Below are 19,540 nucleotides of genomic sequence, written 5' to 3'. Positions count from 1 at the left end.
AATCCAGCCTAATTGACCGGTCCGGCCTGGTGGACACGTTCCCCGGGCATCGGTGCCGCCTCGGTGCGGTTGAGCTTGGCGCCCTCCACATCGACGTCAGGCAGGATCCGGTCCAGCCACCGCGGCAGCCACCAGGACTTTTCAGCCAGCAGGTACATCACGGCCGGGACGATGGTCATGCGCACCACGAAGGCATCCAGGAGCACACCGAACGCCATCGCAAAGCCCAGCGGCCGGACCATGGTGAGGTGGCTGAAGATGAAGCCGGCGAACACGCTGACCATGATGATCGCGGCAGCGGTGACCACAGCGGCCGCGTGGCGGAAGCCCACCCGGACGGCCTCCTTGGCGGTGGAACCGTGCATGTACGCCTCGCGCATGCCGGAGGCGATGAACACCTGGTAGTCCATGGCCAGGCCGAACAGCACGCCGATCAGGATGATCGGCAGGAAACTCAGCACCGCGCCGGGATTGGCGACATCGAACACGCCGCCGAGCCAGCCCCACTGGTACACGGCAACCACGGCGCCGAAGGCTGCGGCGAGCGAAAGCAGGAATCCGCCCGTTGCCAGCAGCGGCACCACGATGGAGCGGAACACCAGCAGCAGCAGGATCAGGGAAAGTCCGACGACGATCGCCAGGTAGGGCGGAAGGGCGTCGCCCAGCTTGGTGGAGACGTCGATGTTGCCGGCCGTCTGCCCCGTCAGGCCCATTGCCACCCCGTGCTCGGACTGGATTTCATCATTGAGGCCGCGGAGTTCGGACACCACGTTGACGGTGCTGGCGCTGGCCGGGCCTTCCTTGGGGATGACCTGGAAGACGGCTGTCCGGCGGTCCTCGCTGAGGGCGACCGGTACGGCAGCAACCACATTGTCCACGGCGCGGAGCTTGTCGGCGACGTCGTACTGCAGGGTCTGTGCCTGGGCCTCATCGAGGCCGGCCGGGAACTCGCCTACCGCGACGATGGGGCCGGTGACGCCTTCGCCGAAGCTCCGGGCCGTCAGGTCGTACGCCTGGTAGGCCTCGGAGTCCACAGGTTCGGATCCGCCGTCGGGCAGTGCGAGCTGCAGCTGGGTGGCCGGCAGCGCAAGGGTGCCCAGGAGGAGCACGCCGGCCAGGAGCGCCAGGATGGGGTGCCGGGTGACCAGGCCGCCCCAGCCGCGGGTGCTGCGCTCGCGGTCCTTGGCTTCATCGGCTGCTTCATGGCCGGGCTCCGCGTTGTGGGCATTGGCCTTGGCCCAGGCACGCCGGGAAATGATGCGGCGGCCGATCAGGGACAGCATGGCGGGCGTCAGAGTGATGGCCACCAGGACGGCCACGGCAACGGTGCCGGCCGCGGCCAGGCCCATGACGGTGAGGAACGGCAGGCCGGGGACCACCAGTGCGGCGAGCGCGATGATGACGGTCAGGCCGGCGAAAACCACGGCGTTGCCTGAGGTGCCGGTGGCCCGCGCCACGGATTCCTCCGGGTCCATTCCGGCAAGGAGCTGGGTCCGGTGGCGGTTGACGATGAAGAGGGAGTAGTCGATGCCCACGGCCAGGCCCAGCATGAGGGCCAGCATGGGGGAGATGGAGCTCATGTCGAAGAGGCCGGACAGCGCGAACGTGATGCCGACACCCACGCCGACGCCCACCACGGCCATCAGCAGCGGCAGCCCGGCGGCAACCAGCGTGCCCAGCATCAGGATCAGGACCAGGGCCGCGACGGCAATGCCGATGACCTCGGCAGCGCCGAAGAGTTCCGAGATGTCCTCAGTGATTTCCTTGCTGGCGTAGGCGGTGACGCCGGCAGCGGACGTCTCGTGGGCGATGTCCTGGACCTGCTGGCGGACCTCGGGGCTGAGGCCGTTGATGGAGGTGTTGAACTGCACCTGGGCCACTGCCGCCTGTCCGTCTTCTGATACGAACCTGATGGCGGAGGACGCTTCGGCCTGGCGCTTGCCGAGTTCGAGCTTTGCCTTGCTGGACTCCAGCTCCTGGACGCCTGCCTCGAGCCTGGCCTGGCCTTCGGCCAGTGCGGCCTTTTGCTGGCCCAGCTGGGCCTCGATCAAGGCGGCCGGGGCGCCCGCCGCAGTGAGCTGCTGTTCTGCCGCGGCCAGCTGTGCCTGGCCGGCTTCAAGCTGGCCGCGGGAGGAGTCCAGCTGGGCCTGGCCCGCGGCAAGCTGCTGCTCGCCGTCGGCAATGGCCTGTCCGGCCTGGTCCACCTGGGCCTGCGTGGCGAAGGGATCCACGGTGCCGCGGACGTCCGGAATGGCCCCAAGATCCTTGAGGGAGTCGGTGACTGCGGCCCGGCTCTCGGCGGTAAAGCCGCCGTCGGGAGCTTCAAAGACGATGGTGGCGGTGCCTCCTGAAGCTGAGGGGAGCTCTTCCTTCAGCTTGTCCGCGATCCGCTGCGTCTCCGTGCCGGGAATCTGGAAATTGTTGGACAGCGTCCCATGGAAGGCTGCGGCGGCACCGCCCACGGCCAGCAGGGCGGCAAGCCAGAGCGAAATGACCAACCAGCGCCGGCGGTAGGAAAACTTGCCCAGGCGGTAAAGGAACAGTGCCATGTGAGGTGACCGATCTGATCAGGAGGGACGGGAAGCTGGGGATGAGGGGGCGGGCGTGGTGCCCGTGGTGAAGCCGGAGCCGAGCAGGGCCATGGCGTCGATCAGGAGGTGCCGGAGCTCGGCGAGGGATGCAGGGGAAAGGTCCGCGCCGCGGCGGGAGAACCAGACCTCCATGGCGGCCTTGCCGCAGGAAATCACGGATCCCGCCAGGGCGCGGAGGTAGAGCTCGTCCACTGCGCCAGGTGTTGCGGCCGCACGCTCGCGGGCTACTTCGGTGATCTGTTCCCGGCAGTGGTCCCAGGCTTCCAGTTCGGAATGGGACATCAGGCTGCTCTGCTGGGTCAAAGTAAACAGTTCAGCCAGCGGGGCCACCGTCATCGGATCCGCAAGCGCCATCAGTGCCTCCTGTGCGGACTGGAGGATGGGTTCGTCCGCGGGCCGGAGTTTAAACTGCTGGATGGCGTTGTCCAGAAAACCGTGGGTGACCGAGGCCAGCGCGGCATCGGTGCTGCCGAAGTAGTTAAAGAAGGTTCGGCGCGAAATGCCGGCGGCGTCTGCGATGTCCTCGACCGTGAAGTTCCCTGGCCCCTTGCTGCGCAGGAGGGCTAAAGCGGCGTCAGTGATGGCCTGGCGGGTGGCGGCTTTGTTCAGCTCGCGGCGTGAGAGCGGCACGGATTCGTGCGCGGAGGCACCGGCCGAGGCCTCGTGTGCGGAAACAGTCACGCTTTTACACTACGTGCAACTTTGCACTCTGGGCAACTTGCTTTCACAGGAGAATGAAAGGTTCCGGACAGCTCTCCCATGACTTGCCCGCGGATGCTGGAAATGTCCCGAAAAGGACTAACGATCAGCAGCCGTCCCGGACGGCAGTACCAGGAGACAAGAAATGTCACGCACAAAGAAAATGACCCTCGGCCTGTCAGCTACGGCGCTGGCCCTTGCTTCCGGAATCGGCCTCGCCGGCATGGCCTCCGCTACAACACCGGCTCCCGCCCCGAGCGCGAGCTCCAGCGCCTCGGCTGACGGGAGCACCAGCACCATGCCCGGGGGCGGCATGGGCAAGCACGGCGGCCGGGGCGGTGAGCGGGGAATCGCCCAGGCGTCCGCACTGGCGGAGAAGCTGGGCGTTGAGGAAGCAAAGGTGACGGAGGCCCTGCAGGCCTTCCGCGAGGCCAACAAGCCCGCCGGTCCTCCGGCGGAGGGGGAGAAGCCTGATGCAGCGACCCGCGAGGCTGCCCTTGCAAAGTCGCTGGCCGAATCGCTTGGGATCGAGGAGTCAGCGGTCACTACGGCGCTGGAGGAACTCCGCAGCGAACGGCAGGCAGAGAAGGCGGCGGGGCTGAAAACCCGGCTGGACCAGGCCGTCGCGGACGGGAAGCTGACCCAGGCCGAGGCGGATGCCGTCACCAAGGCGGTGGAGAACGGCGTGATCGGCGGAGGCGGGCACTGACCGCACTCCCTGCTGGATAGCCCGGGCACAGAACCCAGTGCCTGGCACGGAACCCAGCGCCGGGCACGGAGCCTAGCCCCCTGTACGGAAAATAGCGCCCACACAGAAAGAAGTCCCCGGGGAACGGTCCAGTTCCCGGGGACTTCTTTCGTGATGGGTGAGCAGGGACCCTTAGGCCTTCGCGTCCTCCAGATGGCGCGGAGCGGTGTCCGTGGTGGTCCCGTCCGACGGTGCGGCGGCCGGCGTACCGGAGTCGGCAGCGTCGAAGCTGTCGTCAACAAACGGCGTGCCGTTGCGGGGAGCGTTGTACAACTGCTCGTCCAGGATGCCCTGGCGCTTGGCCACAATGGTGGGGACCAGGGCCTGGCCGGCCACGTTGACCGCGGTGCGGCCCATGTCAAGGATCGGATCGATGGCCAGGAGGAGACCGACGCCGGCCAGCGGCAGTCCCAGCGTGGACAGCGTCAGCGTAAGCATCACCACGGCGCCGGTGGTGCCGGCCGTGGCAGCGGAACCCAGCACGGAGACCAGGGCGATCAGGAGGTACTGGGTGAAGTCCAGCTGGATGCCGAAGAACTGGGCCACGAAGATGGCGGAGATCGCGGGGTAGATCGCGGCGCAGCCGTCCATCTTGGTGGTGGCGCCCAGCGGCACGGCGAAGGACGCGTAAGCGCGGGGGACGCCCAGGCTGCGTTCGGTGACGCGCTGGGTCAGGGGCAGGGTGCCCACGGAGGAGCGGGAGACGAAGGCGAGCTGGACGGCGGGCCACACGCCGGAGAAGTACTGCTTGACGGAGAGGCCGTGGGCACGGATCAGGATGGGGTACACCGCGAAGATGACCAGGGCCAGGCCCACGTAGATGGCGAAGGTGAACTTGCCCAGGGAACCGATGGTGTCCCAGCCGTAGACGGCAACGGCGTTGCCGATGAGGCCCACGGTGCCGAGCGGCGCGATGCGGATGATCCACCACAGCACCTTCTGGATGACGGCCAGCGCAGAAGCGTTCAGGTTCAGGAAGGGTTCGGCAGCCTTGCCCACCTTGAGCGCGGCAACGCCCACGGCTATGGCGATCACGAGGATCTGGAGCACGTTGAAGCTGACGGAGGTGGTGACGGCGCCGGATTCGGCAACGGTGGAGCTGGCGCCCAGCCCAAGGAAGTTCTTGGGGAACAGGCCCACCAGGAAGGCCCACCAGTCACCGGACTTGCCTGAGTACTTGGCTTCCTCGGAGATGCCGGTATTGGCGCCGGGCTGCAGCAGGACGCCCAGGCCGATACCGATCAGCACGGCGATCAGGGACGTGATGGCGAACCACAGCAGGGTGTTCCAGGCGAGCTTGGCGGCGTTGGACACCTGGCGCAGGTTCGAGATGGAGCTGACAACTGCGGTGAAGATCAGGGGTACGACGGCGGTCTGCAGCAGTGACACATAGCTGGAGCCGATGGTCTGCAGGGTGGCGCCGAGGGCATTGGGGCTGGCCTTGGTGCTGCCGGTGTACTTGGCCAGCAGGCCGAGGCCAAGCCCCACGATGAGGGCGGCAATGATCTGGAAGCCGAACGAGCCAGCCCACTTGGGCAGCTGGAAGCCGGTCTTTCCTGCGGGGGAAGGGGTGCTTGTCTGAGTGCTCACCCGAATACGCTAGGGCCACGGCGCATATCACGGCGAACGAACATTGAGAAATATTACGCGCCTTGAGTTTCCGCCCTGACCTAATTTCCCCGTGAGGACAAGGGTTTCAGCCAGCTATGTTAAGTATTCCCGCCCCGGGTGTGCTTAACATCTCCCGCAGCAGCGGCAACGAGGGGCCCGTCCGGCAGTGCGCGTCAGAGCGACGAAGGAGCAGCGCGCCGAGGACGGGCCCCTGGGGGCCGCGGAGTCAGGACTCGGAAAGCAGCGCCCGCCGGAGCGTGTCCAGTCCGACCGAACCTACGTTCAAAGCCTTCGTGTGGAACTCTTTCAGGTCGAAACCGGGGCGGGCCTCGAGTTCGGAGCGGATCTGTTCCCAGAGCCGCTGCCCGACTTTGTAGGAGGGCGCCTGGCCCGGCCAGCCCAGGTAGCGGGTGAACTCGAAGTTGAGTTGTCCTTCGCTGATGGGCAGGTTCTCCTTCAGGAATTGGTAGCCCTTGTCCGGGGTCCAGGTGCCGGAGCCCCAGCGTTCCGGGACTTCGAGTTCAAGGTGGACGCCGATGTCGAACACCACGCGGGCGGCCCGCATCCGTTGCATGTCCAGCATGCCCATGTGGTCGCCGGGATCGTTCAGGTAGCCCAGTTCCTGCATGAGCTTTTCGGCGTAGAGCGCCCAGCCTTCGCCGTGGCCGGAAGTCCAGCAGACGTTGCGCCGCCACTTGTTCAGCAGTTCCCGGCGGTAGGTGGCGGTGGCCACCTGGAGGTGGTGGCCCGGCACGCCCTCGTGGTACACCGTGGTGGTTTCGGCCCAGGTGGTGAAGGTGTCCTCGCCGGCGGGCACGGACCACCACATGCGGCCGGGGCGGCTGAAATCATCGGAGGGGCCCGTGTAGTAGATGCCGCCCTCGTCGGTGGGGGCAATCAGGCATTCCAGCTTCTTCATGACGTCCGGGATGTCGAAGTGGACGCCGGCGAGTTCGGCCACGGCTTTGTCCGACAGCTCCTGCATCCACTCCCGCAGCGCCTCTTTCCCTTGCAGCTGGCGGGCGGGATCGCTGTTAAGGATCTCCTTGGCCTCGGCGATGGTGGCGCCGGCCTTGATGGTGTCCGCCACCTGCTCCTGCTGGGCGATCAGCCGGTCCAGTTCCTCCACGCCCCAGGCGTAGGTCTCCTCCAGGTCAACTGTCGCGCCAAGAAACGAACGGGAGGCAAGGGCGTAGCGGGCCCTGCCAACGGCGTCCTTCGCCGGCGCGGCGGGCAGCAGCTCGGTGCGGAGGAACTCCGCGAACCCGGCGTAGGCTGCCCGGGCGGCGGCAGCCCCGGCGTCGAGCCCTTCCTGGACGCCCGCAGGCAGCGGCCCGGCGTCCGTAGCCGCCCCTGCCGCCAGCTTGGCAAAGAAGCCGTCCCCGGCGGCGTACCTGGTGACCTGCTCAATGACGATCTTCACCTGGCGCGCCGCGGCGACCCGGCCGGCATCCTTCGCCTGGCGCAGGGATTCGGTGTACCCGGCGATGGCTGCCGGAACATTGGAGGCGCGCCCGGCGATGTGCTGCCAGTCCTGCACGGTGGCCGTCGGCATGAGGTCGAAGATGGCGCGGATGTCCTGCGCCGGGGAGGCGATGTTGTTGAGGTCTGCGTAATCCCAGCCGGAGGCGTGGATCAGCAGCTGCAGGCCCAGCCGTTCCTGCATGGCGTCCAGCGTGACCACGTCAACATCGTCCTCCGGCTCAAGGCCTTCGAGGTCAGCCAGCGCCTTGCGCGCGGCCTCGGCGAACTCCGCGATGCCCGCGGGGGAGAAGTCCTGGTATTCGGTTTCGTGCCCGGGAATGCCCAAGGTGGTGGCAAACGACGGATTGAGCCTGATCAGGGTGTCGGTGTAGTCATCTGCGACGGCGTCGATGCGGGTGTGCGGGCGGGCGGCAGGGGAGGTGTCTGTAGTCACACTCCGAGACTAGCGCCTCGGGATGTGGGGATTCAGCCGCGGCTCCGCTTCCACGCGCCGGGACCCGGGGTGGGGCCCAGCCTCAGCTGCTGGCGGCGGACCCAGTGCCGCACCGGCGGCTTGTCCGTCCCGGTCTGCTGGACTCCGCCAAGGGACAGTACGACGGCGGTGAGCGCCGCCAGCTCCTCGGCTGTCGGCTGCCCCTTCACCACCGAGAGAAGGGGCGCGGCGGGTGCGTTGCTTTCGTCAGCAGGCTCGGTGGGGGTCACAGCGGAATGTTCCCATGCTTCTTGGTGGGGAGGCTTGCGCGCTTGTCGCGCAGCGCGCGCAGGCCCCTGATGATCTGCAGCCGGGTCTCGGAGGGGGCGATCACAGCGTCAACGTACCCGAGCTCCGCCGCCTGGTAGGGGTTGAGGAGCTCTTCCTCGTACTGCCGGATAACCTCGGCGCGCCGTGCCTCGACGTCGCCGCCGGCTTCTGCCACTGCCGCGAGGTCGCGGCGGTACAGGATGTTGACGGCGCCCTGTGCGCCCATGACGCCGATCTGGGCGGTGGGCCAGGCCAGGTTCAGGTCCGCGCCGAGCTTCTTGGAGCCCATCACAATGTAGGCGCCGCCGTAGGCCTTGCGGGTGATCACGGTGAGCTTGGGAACCGTGGCCTCGGCGTAGGCGTACAGGAGCTTGGCCCCGCGCCGGATGATGCCCTGGAATTCCTGGTCCTTGCCGGGCAGGAAGCCGGGCACGTCCACCAGGGTGATGATGGGAATGTTGAACGCGTCGCAGTGCCGGACGAACCGGGCCGCCTTTTCCGAGGCTGCGATATCCAGGGTGCCGGCGAACTGCAGGGGCTGGTTGGCAACGATGCCCACCGTGTGGCCCTCCACCCGGCCGTAGCCGATCATGACGTTCGGTGCGTACAGCGCCTGCATTTCCAGGAAGTGGCCGTCGTCCACGATCTGCTCAACCACCGTGCGCATGTCGTAGGGCTGGTTGGCGGAGTCGGGGATGAGCGCGTCCAGGGCGAGGTCGTCGTCGCCAAGTTCCATTTCCTGGGTGTGCTCCAGGACGGGCGCCTCGGACAGGTTGTTGGAGGGCAGGAAGTCCAGCAGTTCGCGGACGAACTCGATGGCGTCGCCTTCATCGGAGGCAAGGTAGGTGGACGTTCCTGTGGTGGCGTTGTGCTGCCGGGCGCCGCCGAGGGTTTCCATGTCCACGTCCTCGCCGGTCACCGTTTTGATGACGTCCGGGCCGGTGATGAACATGTGGGAGGTCTTGTCCACCATCACCACGTAGTCGGTGAGGGCGGGGGAGTAGGCGGCACCGCCGGCCGAGGGGCCCATGATGAGGGAGATCTGCGGGACGACGCCGGAGGCGTGGACGTTGTTGCGGAAGATGTCCGCGAACATCGCCAGGGAGGCCACGCCTTCCTGGATGCGGGCTCCGCCGCCGTCAAGGATACCGACGACGGGGCAGCCGTTGCGCAGCGCAAACTCCTGGACCTTGACGATCTTTTCGCCGTTGACCTGGCTGAGCGAGCCGCCATAGACGGAGAAGTCCTGGCTGTACACGGCCACCAGGCGGCCGTCCACGGTGCCGTAGCCGGAAACCACGCCGTCGCCCAGGGGCTTTTTCTTCTCCATGCCGAACGCGGTGGAGCGGTGCACGGCCAGGGCGTCGAACTCCACGAAGGAGTCTTCATCCAGCAGGAGGCCGATGCGCTCGCGGGCGGTGTTCTTGCCGCGCGCGTGCTGCTTTTCGATTGCTTCGGGGCCGGAGGGCTGTTCGGCACGCGCCTGGCGGTCGCGGAAATCGGCGATCTTTCCCGCTGTCGTTGTCAGATCGTGGCTCATCAAGTGTCTCCGGCTCTGTAGCAGATTGATTCTGTGGTGCTAAGTTTGCTGGCCGGCTGTTGTGCGGGGGTTAAGTAGCTTCCACACAAAAGACGAACCCTGCTGGCAAGTCTAGTGACGCTTCAGGCCGCCGCAGCTGTAGGGAACCTACAATTTTCTGCGCCGTCATCGCCAGCAATGTCATGTTACTCATCAGTAACTTAGCTGGGTTAGAGTGGTGCCATGACTTCGAGCAATGACGCTTCCCACGCTCCCGCGGGCCCGTACCAGGCTGCCGGCTCCCTTTCCGGGCGGACCCTCCTTGTCTCCGGCGGAAGCCGCGGAATCGGCCTCGCCATTGCCCTTCGGGCAGCCCGCGACGGCGCCAACATCGTCCTGATGGCCAAGACGGGGGAGCCCCATCCCAAGCTCGCCGGGACCGTCTATACAGCGGCCCGGGAGATCGAGGCTGCCGGCGGACAGGCCCTTCCCCTGGTGGGCGACGTCCGCGACGACGGCGATGTGGCCCGCGCGGTCTCCTCCGCCGTCGAGCGCTTCGGCGGCATCGACGCAGTCATTAACAACGCATCCGCCATCGACCTTTCCAACACAGACGACGTGGACATGAAAAAGTACGACCTCATGCAGGACATCAACGTGCGCGGCACGTTCCTGATGTCCAAACTCGCGCTGCCGGCGCTGCGGGCCTCGGATGACGCCCATATCCTCACGCTCTCGCCTCCCCTGAACCTCAGCCCGCACTGGGCGGGGAAACACCTGGCGTACACCATGGCCAAGTACGGCATGAGCCTGACCACCCTGGGGCTCGCCGAGGAATTGAAGGCGGATGGCATCAAAGTGAATTCGCTGTGGCCGTGCACCCTGATTGATACAGCGGCCATCCGGAACATGCCTCATGGGGAGCGCATTGCCCAGGCGGCGCGCGGCCCGGAGATCATGGCTGACGCGGCACATGCAGTGCTCACCGGCAGCAACCTGGAAAGCGGCGGCCGGCCCAGTGGAAACTTCTACACGGACGAAGCCGTGCTCACGGCCGCTGGAGTCACTGATTTCCAGCCGTACAGCCTGGGGGCTCCGGAAGACCGCCTGGCGCCGGACATCTTCCTCTAGCCCGGTCCTGGGCCCGTCCCGCAGGTCCACCCACGGCAGGCAGCCGGGACCGGGCCGGGTCGGTACAGTTTAGGTATGGACGACGCACATGCCCCCGGTACCCCGCTGGACCGGAGCGATCTCGCGGACCAGGACTTCCTGTCCGCCACCGGCATCGCACGGCTCGACGTGGTGGACTCCACCGGATCCACCAATGCGGACCTGCTCCGGTGGGTGACCGTGGATCCGTCGGCCTGGCCGGACATGTCTGTGCTGACTGCGGAATACCAAACGGCGGCCCGGGGGCGCCTGGACAGGCATTGGGAAGCGCCGCCCCTGAGTTCGGTCTCCGTTTCGGTGGTCCTGAGGCCCGCGAACGCCGAAGGCAGGCCGCTCCCCACCCAGAGCTACTCCTGGCTGTCCCTCATCGGGGCCCTGGCGCTGCGCGAAACCCTGCTGGAAACGGCCGGTCTGCCCGCGGAGCTGAAATGGCCCAACGACGTCCTGGTCCGCGGCAAGAAGATTGCCGGAATCCTGGCCCAGCTGGGTCCCATGGTGGATGGCTCGGTGCCGCCCGTCATCCTCGGAACCGGCCTGAACGTCACCCTCCGGCAGGAGGAGCTCCCGGTGCCCACCGCCACGTCCGTGGTCCTGGAGGCGCCGCGGACGGCGGACCGGACCGAACTGCTCAAGAGCTACCTTTCGCACTTTGCCGTGCTCTACCGCAGCTTCTGCAACGCCGACGGCGATCCTGCAGCGGGCCTGGCCGGCGGACCGTCGCTGCATAAGCGGATTGAGGCCGTCATGACAACACTGGGCAAGCAGGTGCGGGCCCAGCTTCCCGGCGACCACGAAATTATTGGCCACGCTTCCCGGCTGGACGAGTACGGCTCACTGCTGGTGGTTGACCGCGAGTCCCGCGAGCACGTGGTGACCGCCGGCGATGTTGTGCACCTGCGTCCGTGGACCTCACCGGATGCCTCCGGCCAGGGCGGTTATGCGTAAAGACCTCGTCCCGGGCGAGCAAGTGATTGTCACCACCCGCCCGCAGCCGAGGAAGCTGGCCGGGGCAGCAGCGGCCTTCATACTGTCTCCGGCACTTGCCGCGTTCGCTTCCGCATGGGTGGTCCGCGGGGAAGCCGTAAGGGTCATCCCGGGCCTCGAAGCCCGGTGGACACCGGCGCTGGTGGCAGGATGCATCCTTGCTGCCGCCGGCGTTTGGCTGGGTTACTGCCTTCCGCGGCTCCTCCGGTGGCAGGGTACCCGGTACACGCTCACCAGCCGCAGGATCATTTCCCGGTCCGGCCTGGTGCGGCGGCAGGACCAGCAGGTGAACCTGGCCTCGGTGCGGCACCTGACTGTCCACGAGTCGGTACTTCAGCGCCTGTTGCGCTCCGGGAATATATCCTTGGAAACCGGGTACCAGGGTGTCGTGACTTTCCGGGATGTGCCGGAGGTTGCCAGGTTCCGGGATTTCATCCTTGATGCCCTGGAGGACCTGCCCGACGAACGCGACGGCCAGTCCGGCGGGGAAAAGGACTACCCGGCCGGAGCATTGCCATGGGAACTGAGAGAAGGTGGACGGGATGAACGATGAGGACCAGCAGGAACGCGTGGACTCCATCACGCCCCCGCCCGCGATGGATGCCCATCCCGCCACGGGCACCATGTCAGCCGAAAGGCTCGCCATGAAGGCGCTGGAAGCGCGCCTGCTCGGCGGGGAACGCAAGCTCCGCCGTCGTGAAGTCGCCGCCGGCGCGGGTCTCTCCCTGTTGTCCGCACGCAAGCTGTGGCGTGCCCTGGGCTTTCCCAACTTCGGCGATGAGGACGTCGCCTTTACCGAACGCGACCAGGCCGCCCTCTCCACCGTGGTGGACCTGGTGCGCTCCGGCAAGCTGACGGAGGAGGCCGCCATCTCCGTCACCCGCTCCATCGGGCAGATGACGGACCGGATGGTGGTGTGGCAGATCGAAGCCCTGGTGGAGGACATGGTCCACGAGCAGGGGGTCACGGACGCCGTGGCTCGCAAGCGGCTGGTCAACGAACTGCCCGCGCTGGTGGACGCCCTCGAGGAAGTGCTGGTGTATTCCTGGCGGCGCCAGCTGAACGCCGGCGTTCAACGGCTCGCCGTCCGCGCGGAGGCCGGGCTCCAGGCCAGCGAGGAAGGCCGGGAGGGCGATGAGGACGACGCGCCGCTGCCGCTGGCACGCGCCGTAGGTTTCGCGGACCTGGTCTCCTATACCAGCCTGTCCCGGCGCATGAACGAAAAGACCCTCGCCCGGCTGGTCCAGCGCTTCGAGAACAAGTGCGCGGAAATCATCTCCGTAGGCGGCGGCAGGCTGGTGAAAACCGTGGGGGACGAAGTCCTCTACATAGCTGAAACCCCCGCTGCCGGCGCCGAGATCTCCCTTGCCCTGGCCCAGGCCTTCACGGAGGACGAAATCCTTCCCGAAGCGCGGGTGGCCATGGTGTGGGGAAGGATCCTGTCCAGGCTCGGGGACATCTACGGTCCCACCGTGAACCTGGCAGCCCGGCTTACCACGCTTGCCGACCCCGGGACTGTGCTGGTGGATTCAATGACGGCCTCGGCGCTCGAGCATGACGAACGCTTCGTGCTGGAGCCGCAGCCGCCCGAAAACGTCCGCGGCTTCGGCGAGATCCGCCCGGTGCGCCTGGAGCGCGGGCTTGGCAAGGGGCTCGTCCTGGACTAGGACACCGGGAAGCCGGGAGTTTATCCATTTGTTGGCCAATCACGCTATATTTGTTGTGCCCGGCTTTCGCAAGCCGGAAGCCGGCCATCGCCGGGATCTACCTGGGGGAACCGATCAATGAATTTTCGCGGACGAACACGCGCGCAGGGCGCCGCATCCGCAACGGCGTTCCGCGGCCGAATCCTTCGCTCCCGGCTCTTCAGCGGCACAGTATATGGGCTGGTGCTCACTGTCGTGGTGACCGGCGCCGTGCTCTATCCGGGGTTCAAGACCACCGAGGTGGAGCTGAACGACGGCGGCGTGTGGGTGGTGTCGAAGTCCAAGAACGCGGTGGGGCGGCTGAATTATCCTTCGCGTGTCCTTGATGGGGCGGTGACGCCGGCGTCGACGACGTTCGACATCCTGCAGGACGCGGGTGATGTCTTTGTCGACGATGAGACGGGCTCGACGCTGAACCAGGTTTCGCCGGCGAACATGCGGTTGGGCGGGGACAAGCAGCTGCCGGGGTCGGCGGACGTCAGTTTCGGCTCCGAGGTGATCTCGGTGACGGACGCGGCATCGGGCAAGGTGTGGGCGGTGTCGCCGTCCACGGTGAACGGTTTTGACGAGGAATCGTCCGAGCCTGTCATGGTGGGTTCGGAGGGCATCGTCTCGGCGGTGGGCGATGATGACCGGATTTATTCGGCGGATCCCAAATCCGGTGTTGTGACGGTGACGGCTGTTGAGGCCAACGGTGAAGTGACGTCTTCGGAGTCTGAGACCTGGGCGGAGCTTAAGGGTTCTGGGGACCTGCAGATCACGGTGGTGGGGGACAGCCCGGTTCTCCTCGATGCGGCCGCCGGAAAGCTGTTCCTGCCGGGCGGCAAGCGCCTGCAGCTGGACAATGCGCGCGAGGCCAAACTGCAGCAGGGCGGCCCCGCCAGCGGCTTTGTTGCCATTTCCACGCAGAAGGCGTTGCTGAAGCAGCCGCTGGACGGGTCCACGGCAAAAACGGTGACGTTCGACGGCGAGGGTGTGCCGGCTGCGCCTGTCCAGTTGGGCGGGTGTGTTCATGCGGCGTGGTCCGGGGCGAACAAGTATGTCCGGGACTGTGTGAACGATGCCGATGACAAGAACGTCGACGTGCCCAAGGCGAGTGCTTCGCCGTCGTATGTGTTCCGGGTGAACCGTGACCTGGTGGTCCTGAACGATGTGAATTCCGGCAACGTGTGGCTGGTCAACCGGAACATGCAGCTGGTCAACAACTGGGACGACGTCATTCCGCCCAAGGAAACCTCCGACGACGCCGACAAGGACTCCGCGGATGAGGTCCAACAGACGGTCCTGCCGGACCGCACGAAGCCCAACACCCCTCCGGTGGCCAACCCGGACACGTTCGGCATCCGTGCCGGAAGGACGGTCATCCTGCCCGTCCTGGATAACGACACAGACGCCGACGGCGACATCCTGACGGTCCGTGCCGACCCCATCGAGTCCGGAGTGCTTGCCCCGATCTACGGCTCCACGGGTTTCCAGGTCACCGTGCCGGCGGACAGGTCCGGTTCCGAGACTTTCCCATACACAGTGGACGACGGGCGCGGTCTCTCCGCCTCTTCCAGCGTCACCCTCAACATCATTCCTCCGGGGGAAAACTCCGCCCCGCGGCAGAAGCCGAACCGCAACACCACCCTGGTGCTGCAGGCCGGGAAAAGCCTCTCGCAGAACATCCTTTCCGACTGGAGCGATCCGGACGGCGATGACCTCTATGTCGTGGGCGCCACGGGCAGCGACCCCCGCGACCAGGTCAAGGTGCGGCCGGACGGGCTCCTGAGCTTCCAGGACTCAGGTTCGGAGCCGGGCCGCAAGACCATCACCGTGACAGTTTCCGACGGCCAGTCGACAACGGACGGCCAGGTCACCGTTGACATCCGTCCGGCCGGGGCACTTCCACCCGTCGCCAACGCGGATCACGTGGTGGCAGTCGCGGGTGTAGACACCGTCGTTGCACCGCTCAAGAACGACCTTGACCCCCAGGGCGGCGGGCTTCGCCTGGCCCAGGTGACACCGGACGGGAATTCCACGGTGTCCATGGGGGCGGACCAGCAGACGTTTACTTTCAACTCCACGGGCCAGGGAGCGCACTATGTGTCCTACCTCGTGACCAACGGCCCCGCCAGCGCCCAGCAGCTGGTCCGCGTGGATGTGGTGCCCGGCAACGGCAGCGGCGCTCCGGTTGCGGTGCGGGATACGGCGCTGCTGCCCAGCGGTGGAAGCGTTTTGGTGGACGTCCTCGGCAACGATTCGGACCCTTCCGGCGGCGTCCTGGTGGTCCAGTCCGTTACCGCCGCGGACGGACTGCCCGTCAGCGTCTCCGTGCTTGACCATTCAGTGGTCCGAATCACCGATGTCCGCGCCCAGGGCACGCTCAACGTCAACTACACCATTTCGAACGGAACAGCGTCGGCGAGCGGCGACATCGCAATACTGGTGGTTCCCGCACCGGCCAAGCTCCAGGCCCCGCAGGCCAAACCGGATGAGGTCTCGGTGCGTGCAGGTGACGTTGTCACCATCCCGGTACTTGCCAACGACACGGACCCCAACGGCGGCAAGCTCACCCTTGAGCCCGAACTGGCGCAGAAACCTGATGAAACCGCCGGGCGGATCTTCCAGTCAGGCAGCACGCTGCGCTTTCTTGCCGGCGGGACGCCCACAACGGTTTACGCCATCTACAAGGTCACCAACGAGTCGGGCCAGTCGGACTCCCAGCAGGTCGCCATCCGCATCCGTGCCCGGGATGACGAACGGAACACCCGGCCCGAGCCGGGGAACCTGACCGCCCGGGTCATCGCCGGAATGGCAGTGCGCATCCCGGTCCCGCTGGACGGCATCGATGCCGACGGCGACTCGGTCCAACTGGTCGGTATAGACAAAGCCCCCGCCATGGGCACCGCAGTGGTCAAGGACGGGTACCTGGAGTTCACTGCCACCGGAACCGCCGCCGGCACGGATACCTTCACCTACCGTGTCCGTGACCGGATCGGTGCCGAGAACACAGGCACCGTGATCGTCGGCATTGCACCAGCGGCGGCCAACAACCAAAAGCCCATCGCCGTGGACGACGCCGTGGATGTCCGCCCCGGCCGCAAAATTGCAGTGGAGGCGCTGGTTAACGACACCGACCCCGACGGGGATCCGATCGGGCTGGTGGCTGACGCCTTCGAGGCCAGGCCCGAACTAGGGGTTGAGACGGCGGATGGGGGCAAAGTACTGCTCACGGCGCCGGGTGCCGCAGCCAACGAAAGCGTCAGCTACAAGATCCAGGACGACAAAAAAGCCCAGGGCAGCGCAGTGATCCGCGTCCTGGTAAGCCCTGACGCCGCACTCAAAGCTCCGGCTGCCAAGGACGACGTCGTCACCCAGGCCGAGACGCTCGGTAAGTCGGCCGTCGACGTCCCTGTCCTCAAGAACGACTCCGACCCAGACGGTGTGGCTGCAGACCTCAAAATCAGCCTCCCGGACGGCAACCCCAATGCACGCGTCGGAACCGACGGAAACGTGGTGGCCGCCCTCACGCCGGCAGACCAGTTGATTCCCTACACCGTGACTGATCTTGACGGCCAAGGCGCAACGGCCGTGATCTGGGTGCCCGGCCAGGGCGAACAGCACCCCACCCTGGCCCGGACCGACGTCATCGAGGTCATGGCCGGCCGGGAAGAGACCATAGATCTCCGCGAATATGTCCGGGTGCGGGAGGGCCGGACGCCACGCATCACACAGGCTGACAAGGTCCGTGTGCAGGGCGCGGACGCCGGCAACGTCATCGCAGGCAATGGCGATGTGCTGCGGTACTCGGCCTTGCCGGACTATGTGGGCCCCGGCTCCCTCACCTTCGAGGTCACCGACGGCTCCGGCCCCGAGGATCCCCAGGGCCTGAAATCCACCCTGACCCTTATCACCAGGGTTGTGCCGGACCCCGACGCGAACCATGCGCCCACGTTTAGCGGCTCCGGGCTTGAAGTTCCGGTGGCGGAAGCTGCCAGCCTGGAGCTTGGCAACCTCGCAAGGGACGTGGATGCCGGTGACCAGGAGAAACTTGAGTTCGCCATCGATGGTGCCCTCCCTGAGGGGTTCGCGGCCTCGATTGAAGGACAGAAACTCACGGTCAGGCCGGCGCCCGGGTTGTCGGCAGGCCGCAAGGGAACCATTCCGCTGAAGGTCACGGACAACCGGTCGGATCCGGTAAGGGCAGCCGTAGAGGTTACCGTCGTGGCCTCCACCCGTCCGCTCCCCACGGCCAACGAAGATGTTGTGGAGAAGGCCAACGCGGGCCGGAGCGAAACCGTCAACGTGCTGGCCAACGATTTCAACCCTTTCAGCGAGACCCCGCTGAAGATCGTTTCAGCGGCCGTGGAAACAGGTTCGTCCGCCGCGCCGCCGGCCATCGGCGGGGATTCCATCACCTTTACACCTGCAGACGGGTTCAAGGGTGTGATGGTGATCCGGTACACCGTTGCAGACAAGACTGACGATCCGTCCCGCCAGGTCAACGGCAGGGTTCGTGTCACGGTGCGGGACAAACCGGACGCGCCCTCAGCCCCGGCGGCCACCGATGTGCGCAGCAGGACCGCAGTACTGAAGTGGTCGCCGCCCTCGGACAACGGGGCACGGATCACCAAGTACACGGTGCGCTCCAACGGTTTCAGCCAGGAATGCCCCACCACCACTTGCACGCTCACCGGCCTGACCAATGACGTCAAGTACGTCTTTACCGTCACCGCCACCAACGAGGTCAACGAGTCCGAGCCCTCGCCTCCCTCTAACGAGATCCGGCCCGACGAAAAGCCGTCACCGCCGGAGGCCCCCGCGGTCAAGGCCGGCGATAAAACCATGGAGATCACCTGGGCGCCGGCCCGGACTGAAGGGTCGGCCGTCAAAAGCTACAACCTGGAGATCTCTCCGCCTCCTGCCGGCGGGATAGCGGCGAAAAACGACGTGACCGGCCTTAACTACACATGGCCGGGACTCACCAACGGTGTCCGGTACAAGGTGCGGGTCCAGGCTGTCAATGAGCTCGGACCATCCGAGTGGGGACTGTTTTCAAGCGAGGACAACCCCGCCGGCGTCCCAGCTGCTCCTGCCGCCCCGACGTCTTCAGTGGCCTCCTCCGTGGGAACCACCAACCAGCTGCGGGTGAACTGGTCCGAGCCCGACACCAACGGTGACGCCATCAGGAGTTACTTTGTGACGATGAACGGAGGCGGCGCAGCTCCGCAGACGCAGGTGGTTGCCGGTACGGTGCGCACAGCCAACTTCACGGCAAATAACTCCGAAACGGGCTACACCTTTACGGTCCAGGCGGAAAACAAAGCCGGAAAGGGAGCCGTCAGCCAGCCGTCCGCGCCGCGGCGCGCCACGGGCAAGCTGGGCCAGGTTTCTGGAGTCACTGCAACACCGGCCGACACTGGGGGAGCCGGGCGGCAGGTGACCATCAGCTTCAAGGAACTGACCGCGGCGGAGCGCAACGGCTCCGCCCAAAGTGAGGTTACATACAGCTACAACTCCAGCACCGGCCAAAGCGGTCCCATCAGGCCGGGCCAGACCGTTGGCGGGTTCACCAACGGGGCAGCCACCACCATCACGGTGATCGCGCATTCAACCGCGGCCCCGAGCTCCGATGCCAGTGCCGGGGCGCCGGCAACACCTTATGGGTCCCCCGGTATACCGTCCGCCTCCGGACAAGACGGCGCAAGGAACCAGAAATCCCTCACCTTGAGCTGGGCCTCACCTTCCACCGCCACCAACGACGTCGCTGCCACGCTGATCAGGATCGACAACGGCGGATGGGAACGTGTTGCCGCGTCCGGGAGCAGGGTCATCAACACTGGCGGCTTCAGTGAGACCCACCGCATCGAGGTCAAAACGGTCAACTCGCTGGGGTCGGAAAGCGGCGTCGTCTCAGCATCAGCCGCGTCGGGTGCGCAGGGAGAGTGGATCACCACCGTCGTCAAGGGCACCGACCTGGTGCGGACCTGCACGTTCGAGTACGGGAAGGCCAGCTACCGGCCGGCACCCTACTTCGATTGCCAGGGAGTCAACAACGGGGATACCCCGCCCTGGTACTACGTCAACACCGGCGAGCGGATCGTTGTCCATTGCTACGTCATGATGAACGACCACTGGACGAACACTCCGGACCAGCCGTTTTATCGGATCGAACCGGGGTCCAACCGAAACGTCGGCTATTACATGGTTGCCGGACACTCGCAGCTCGGCCAGCCCTACTCCCACGGGATCCCGCGATGCTGATTACGGGAATGAACGCATGTGCAGGCGGTGGGGAGCTCT

The 19,540-nt window shown here is 66.2% G+C and carries 12 protein-coding genes; 6 read left to right on the top strand and 6 right to left on the bottom strand.

Annotation, left to right across the window (positions count from 1 at the left end; all coding sequences use genetic code 11):
• Positions 1-8: 8 nt before the first annotated feature.
• Positions 9-2,549, bottom strand: a complete 2,541-nt coding sequence (locus ACIQF4_RS06530) for an MMPL family transporter (protein ID WP_400515441.1) — start codon at positions 2,547-2,549, stop codon at positions 9-11.
• An 18-nt stretch (positions 2,550-2,567) separates the two neighbouring features.
• Entirely contained in the window at positions 2,568-3,272 is a 705-nt protein-coding gene (locus ACIQF4_RS06525) for a TetR/AcrR family transcriptional regulator (RefSeq protein WP_400515443.1), read from the bottom strand.
• A gap of 163 nt (positions 3,273-3,435) precedes the next feature.
• Here ACIQF4_RS06525 and ACIQF4_RS06520 point away from each other — a divergent pair, with 163 nt between their 5' ends.
• On the top strand, positions 3,436-3,999 hold the full coding sequence (locus tag ACIQF4_RS06520) for a hypothetical protein (RefSeq protein ID WP_350003746.1): 564 nt from the start codon (positions 3,436-3,438) through the stop codon (positions 3,997-3,999).
• A 171-nt stretch (positions 4,000-4,170) separates the two neighbouring features.
• On the opposite strand, the gene ACIQF4_RS06515 is transcribed toward ACIQF4_RS06520, so the two are convergent.
• From ACIQF4_RS06515 to ACIQF4_RS06500, 4 genes are all read right to left on the bottom strand, one after another.
• Positions 4,171-5,628, bottom strand: coding sequence for a dicarboxylate/amino acid:cation symporter (locus ACIQF4_RS06515; protein ID WP_400515445.1), 1,458 nt, complete (start codon positions 5,626-5,628; stop codon positions 4,171-4,173).
• A gap of 247 nt (positions 5,629-5,875) precedes the next feature.
• Entirely contained in the window at positions 5,876-7,567 is a 1,692-nt protein-coding gene (locus ACIQF4_RS06510) for a DUF885 domain-containing protein (protein WP_400515447.1), read from the bottom strand.
• A 32-nt stretch (positions 7,568-7,599) separates the two neighbouring features.
• Positions 7,600-7,836 (bottom strand): acyl-CoA carboxylase subunit epsilon, encoded by a 237-nt coding sequence (locus ACIQF4_RS06505; protein WP_400515449.1) that lies wholly within the window; start codon positions 7,834-7,836, stop codon positions 7,600-7,602.
• Complete coding sequence (locus ACIQF4_RS06500) at positions 7,833-9,416, bottom strand: acyl-CoA carboxylase subunit beta (RefSeq protein WP_400515451.1); 1,584 nt, start codon at positions 9,414-9,416, stop codon at positions 7,833-7,835. The genes ACIQF4_RS06505 and ACIQF4_RS06500 overlap by 4 nt, the downstream gene beginning before the upstream one ends.
• Before the next feature lie 222 nt (positions 9,417-9,638).
• Here ACIQF4_RS06500 and ACIQF4_RS06495 point away from each other — a divergent pair, with 222 nt between their 5' ends.
• The 5 genes from ACIQF4_RS06495 (at position 9,639) to ACIQF4_RS06475 (ending at position 19,501) form a co-directional block, all read left to right on the top strand.
• Entirely contained in the window at positions 9,639-10,526 is an 888-nt protein-coding gene (locus ACIQF4_RS06495; protein ID WP_350003741.1) for an NAD(P)-dependent oxidoreductase, read from the top strand.
• Positions 10,527-10,601: 75 nt separating this feature from the next.
• Positions 10,602-11,510, top strand: a complete 909-nt coding sequence (locus ACIQF4_RS06490; protein WP_350003740.1) for a biotin--[acetyl-CoA-carboxylase] ligase — start codon at positions 10,602-10,604, stop codon at positions 11,508-11,510.
• Positions 11,503-12,102: a PH domain-containing protein gene (locus ACIQF4_RS06485; RefSeq protein WP_350003739.1), complete on the top strand. Its 600-nt coding sequence runs from the start codon at positions 11,503-11,505 to the stop codon at positions 12,100-12,102. The genes ACIQF4_RS06490 and ACIQF4_RS06485 overlap by 8 nt, the downstream gene beginning before the upstream one ends.
• Complete coding sequence (locus ACIQF4_RS06480) at positions 12,092-13,216, top strand: adenylate/guanylate cyclase domain-containing protein (protein ID WP_104185299.1); 1,125 nt, start codon at positions 12,092-12,094, stop codon at positions 13,214-13,216. The genes ACIQF4_RS06485 and ACIQF4_RS06480 overlap by 11 nt, the downstream gene beginning before the upstream one ends.
• Before the next feature lie 117 nt (positions 13,217-13,333).
• Positions 13,334-19,501, top strand: coding sequence for an Ig-like domain-containing protein (locus tag ACIQF4_RS06475; RefSeq protein ID WP_400515454.1), 6,168 nt, complete (start codon positions 13,334-13,336; stop codon positions 19,499-19,501).
• The last annotated feature ends 39 nt before the right edge of the window (positions 19,502-19,540 follow it).

Source organism: Pseudarthrobacter sp. NPDC092202 (genome assembly GCF_044755505.1).
Taxonomy (GTDB): domain Bacteria; phylum Actinomycetota; class Actinomycetes; order Actinomycetales; family Micrococcaceae; genus Arthrobacter.
Note: the sequence above shows the minus strand (reverse complement) of the source record. Positions and strands in the feature narration are given on the sequence as shown.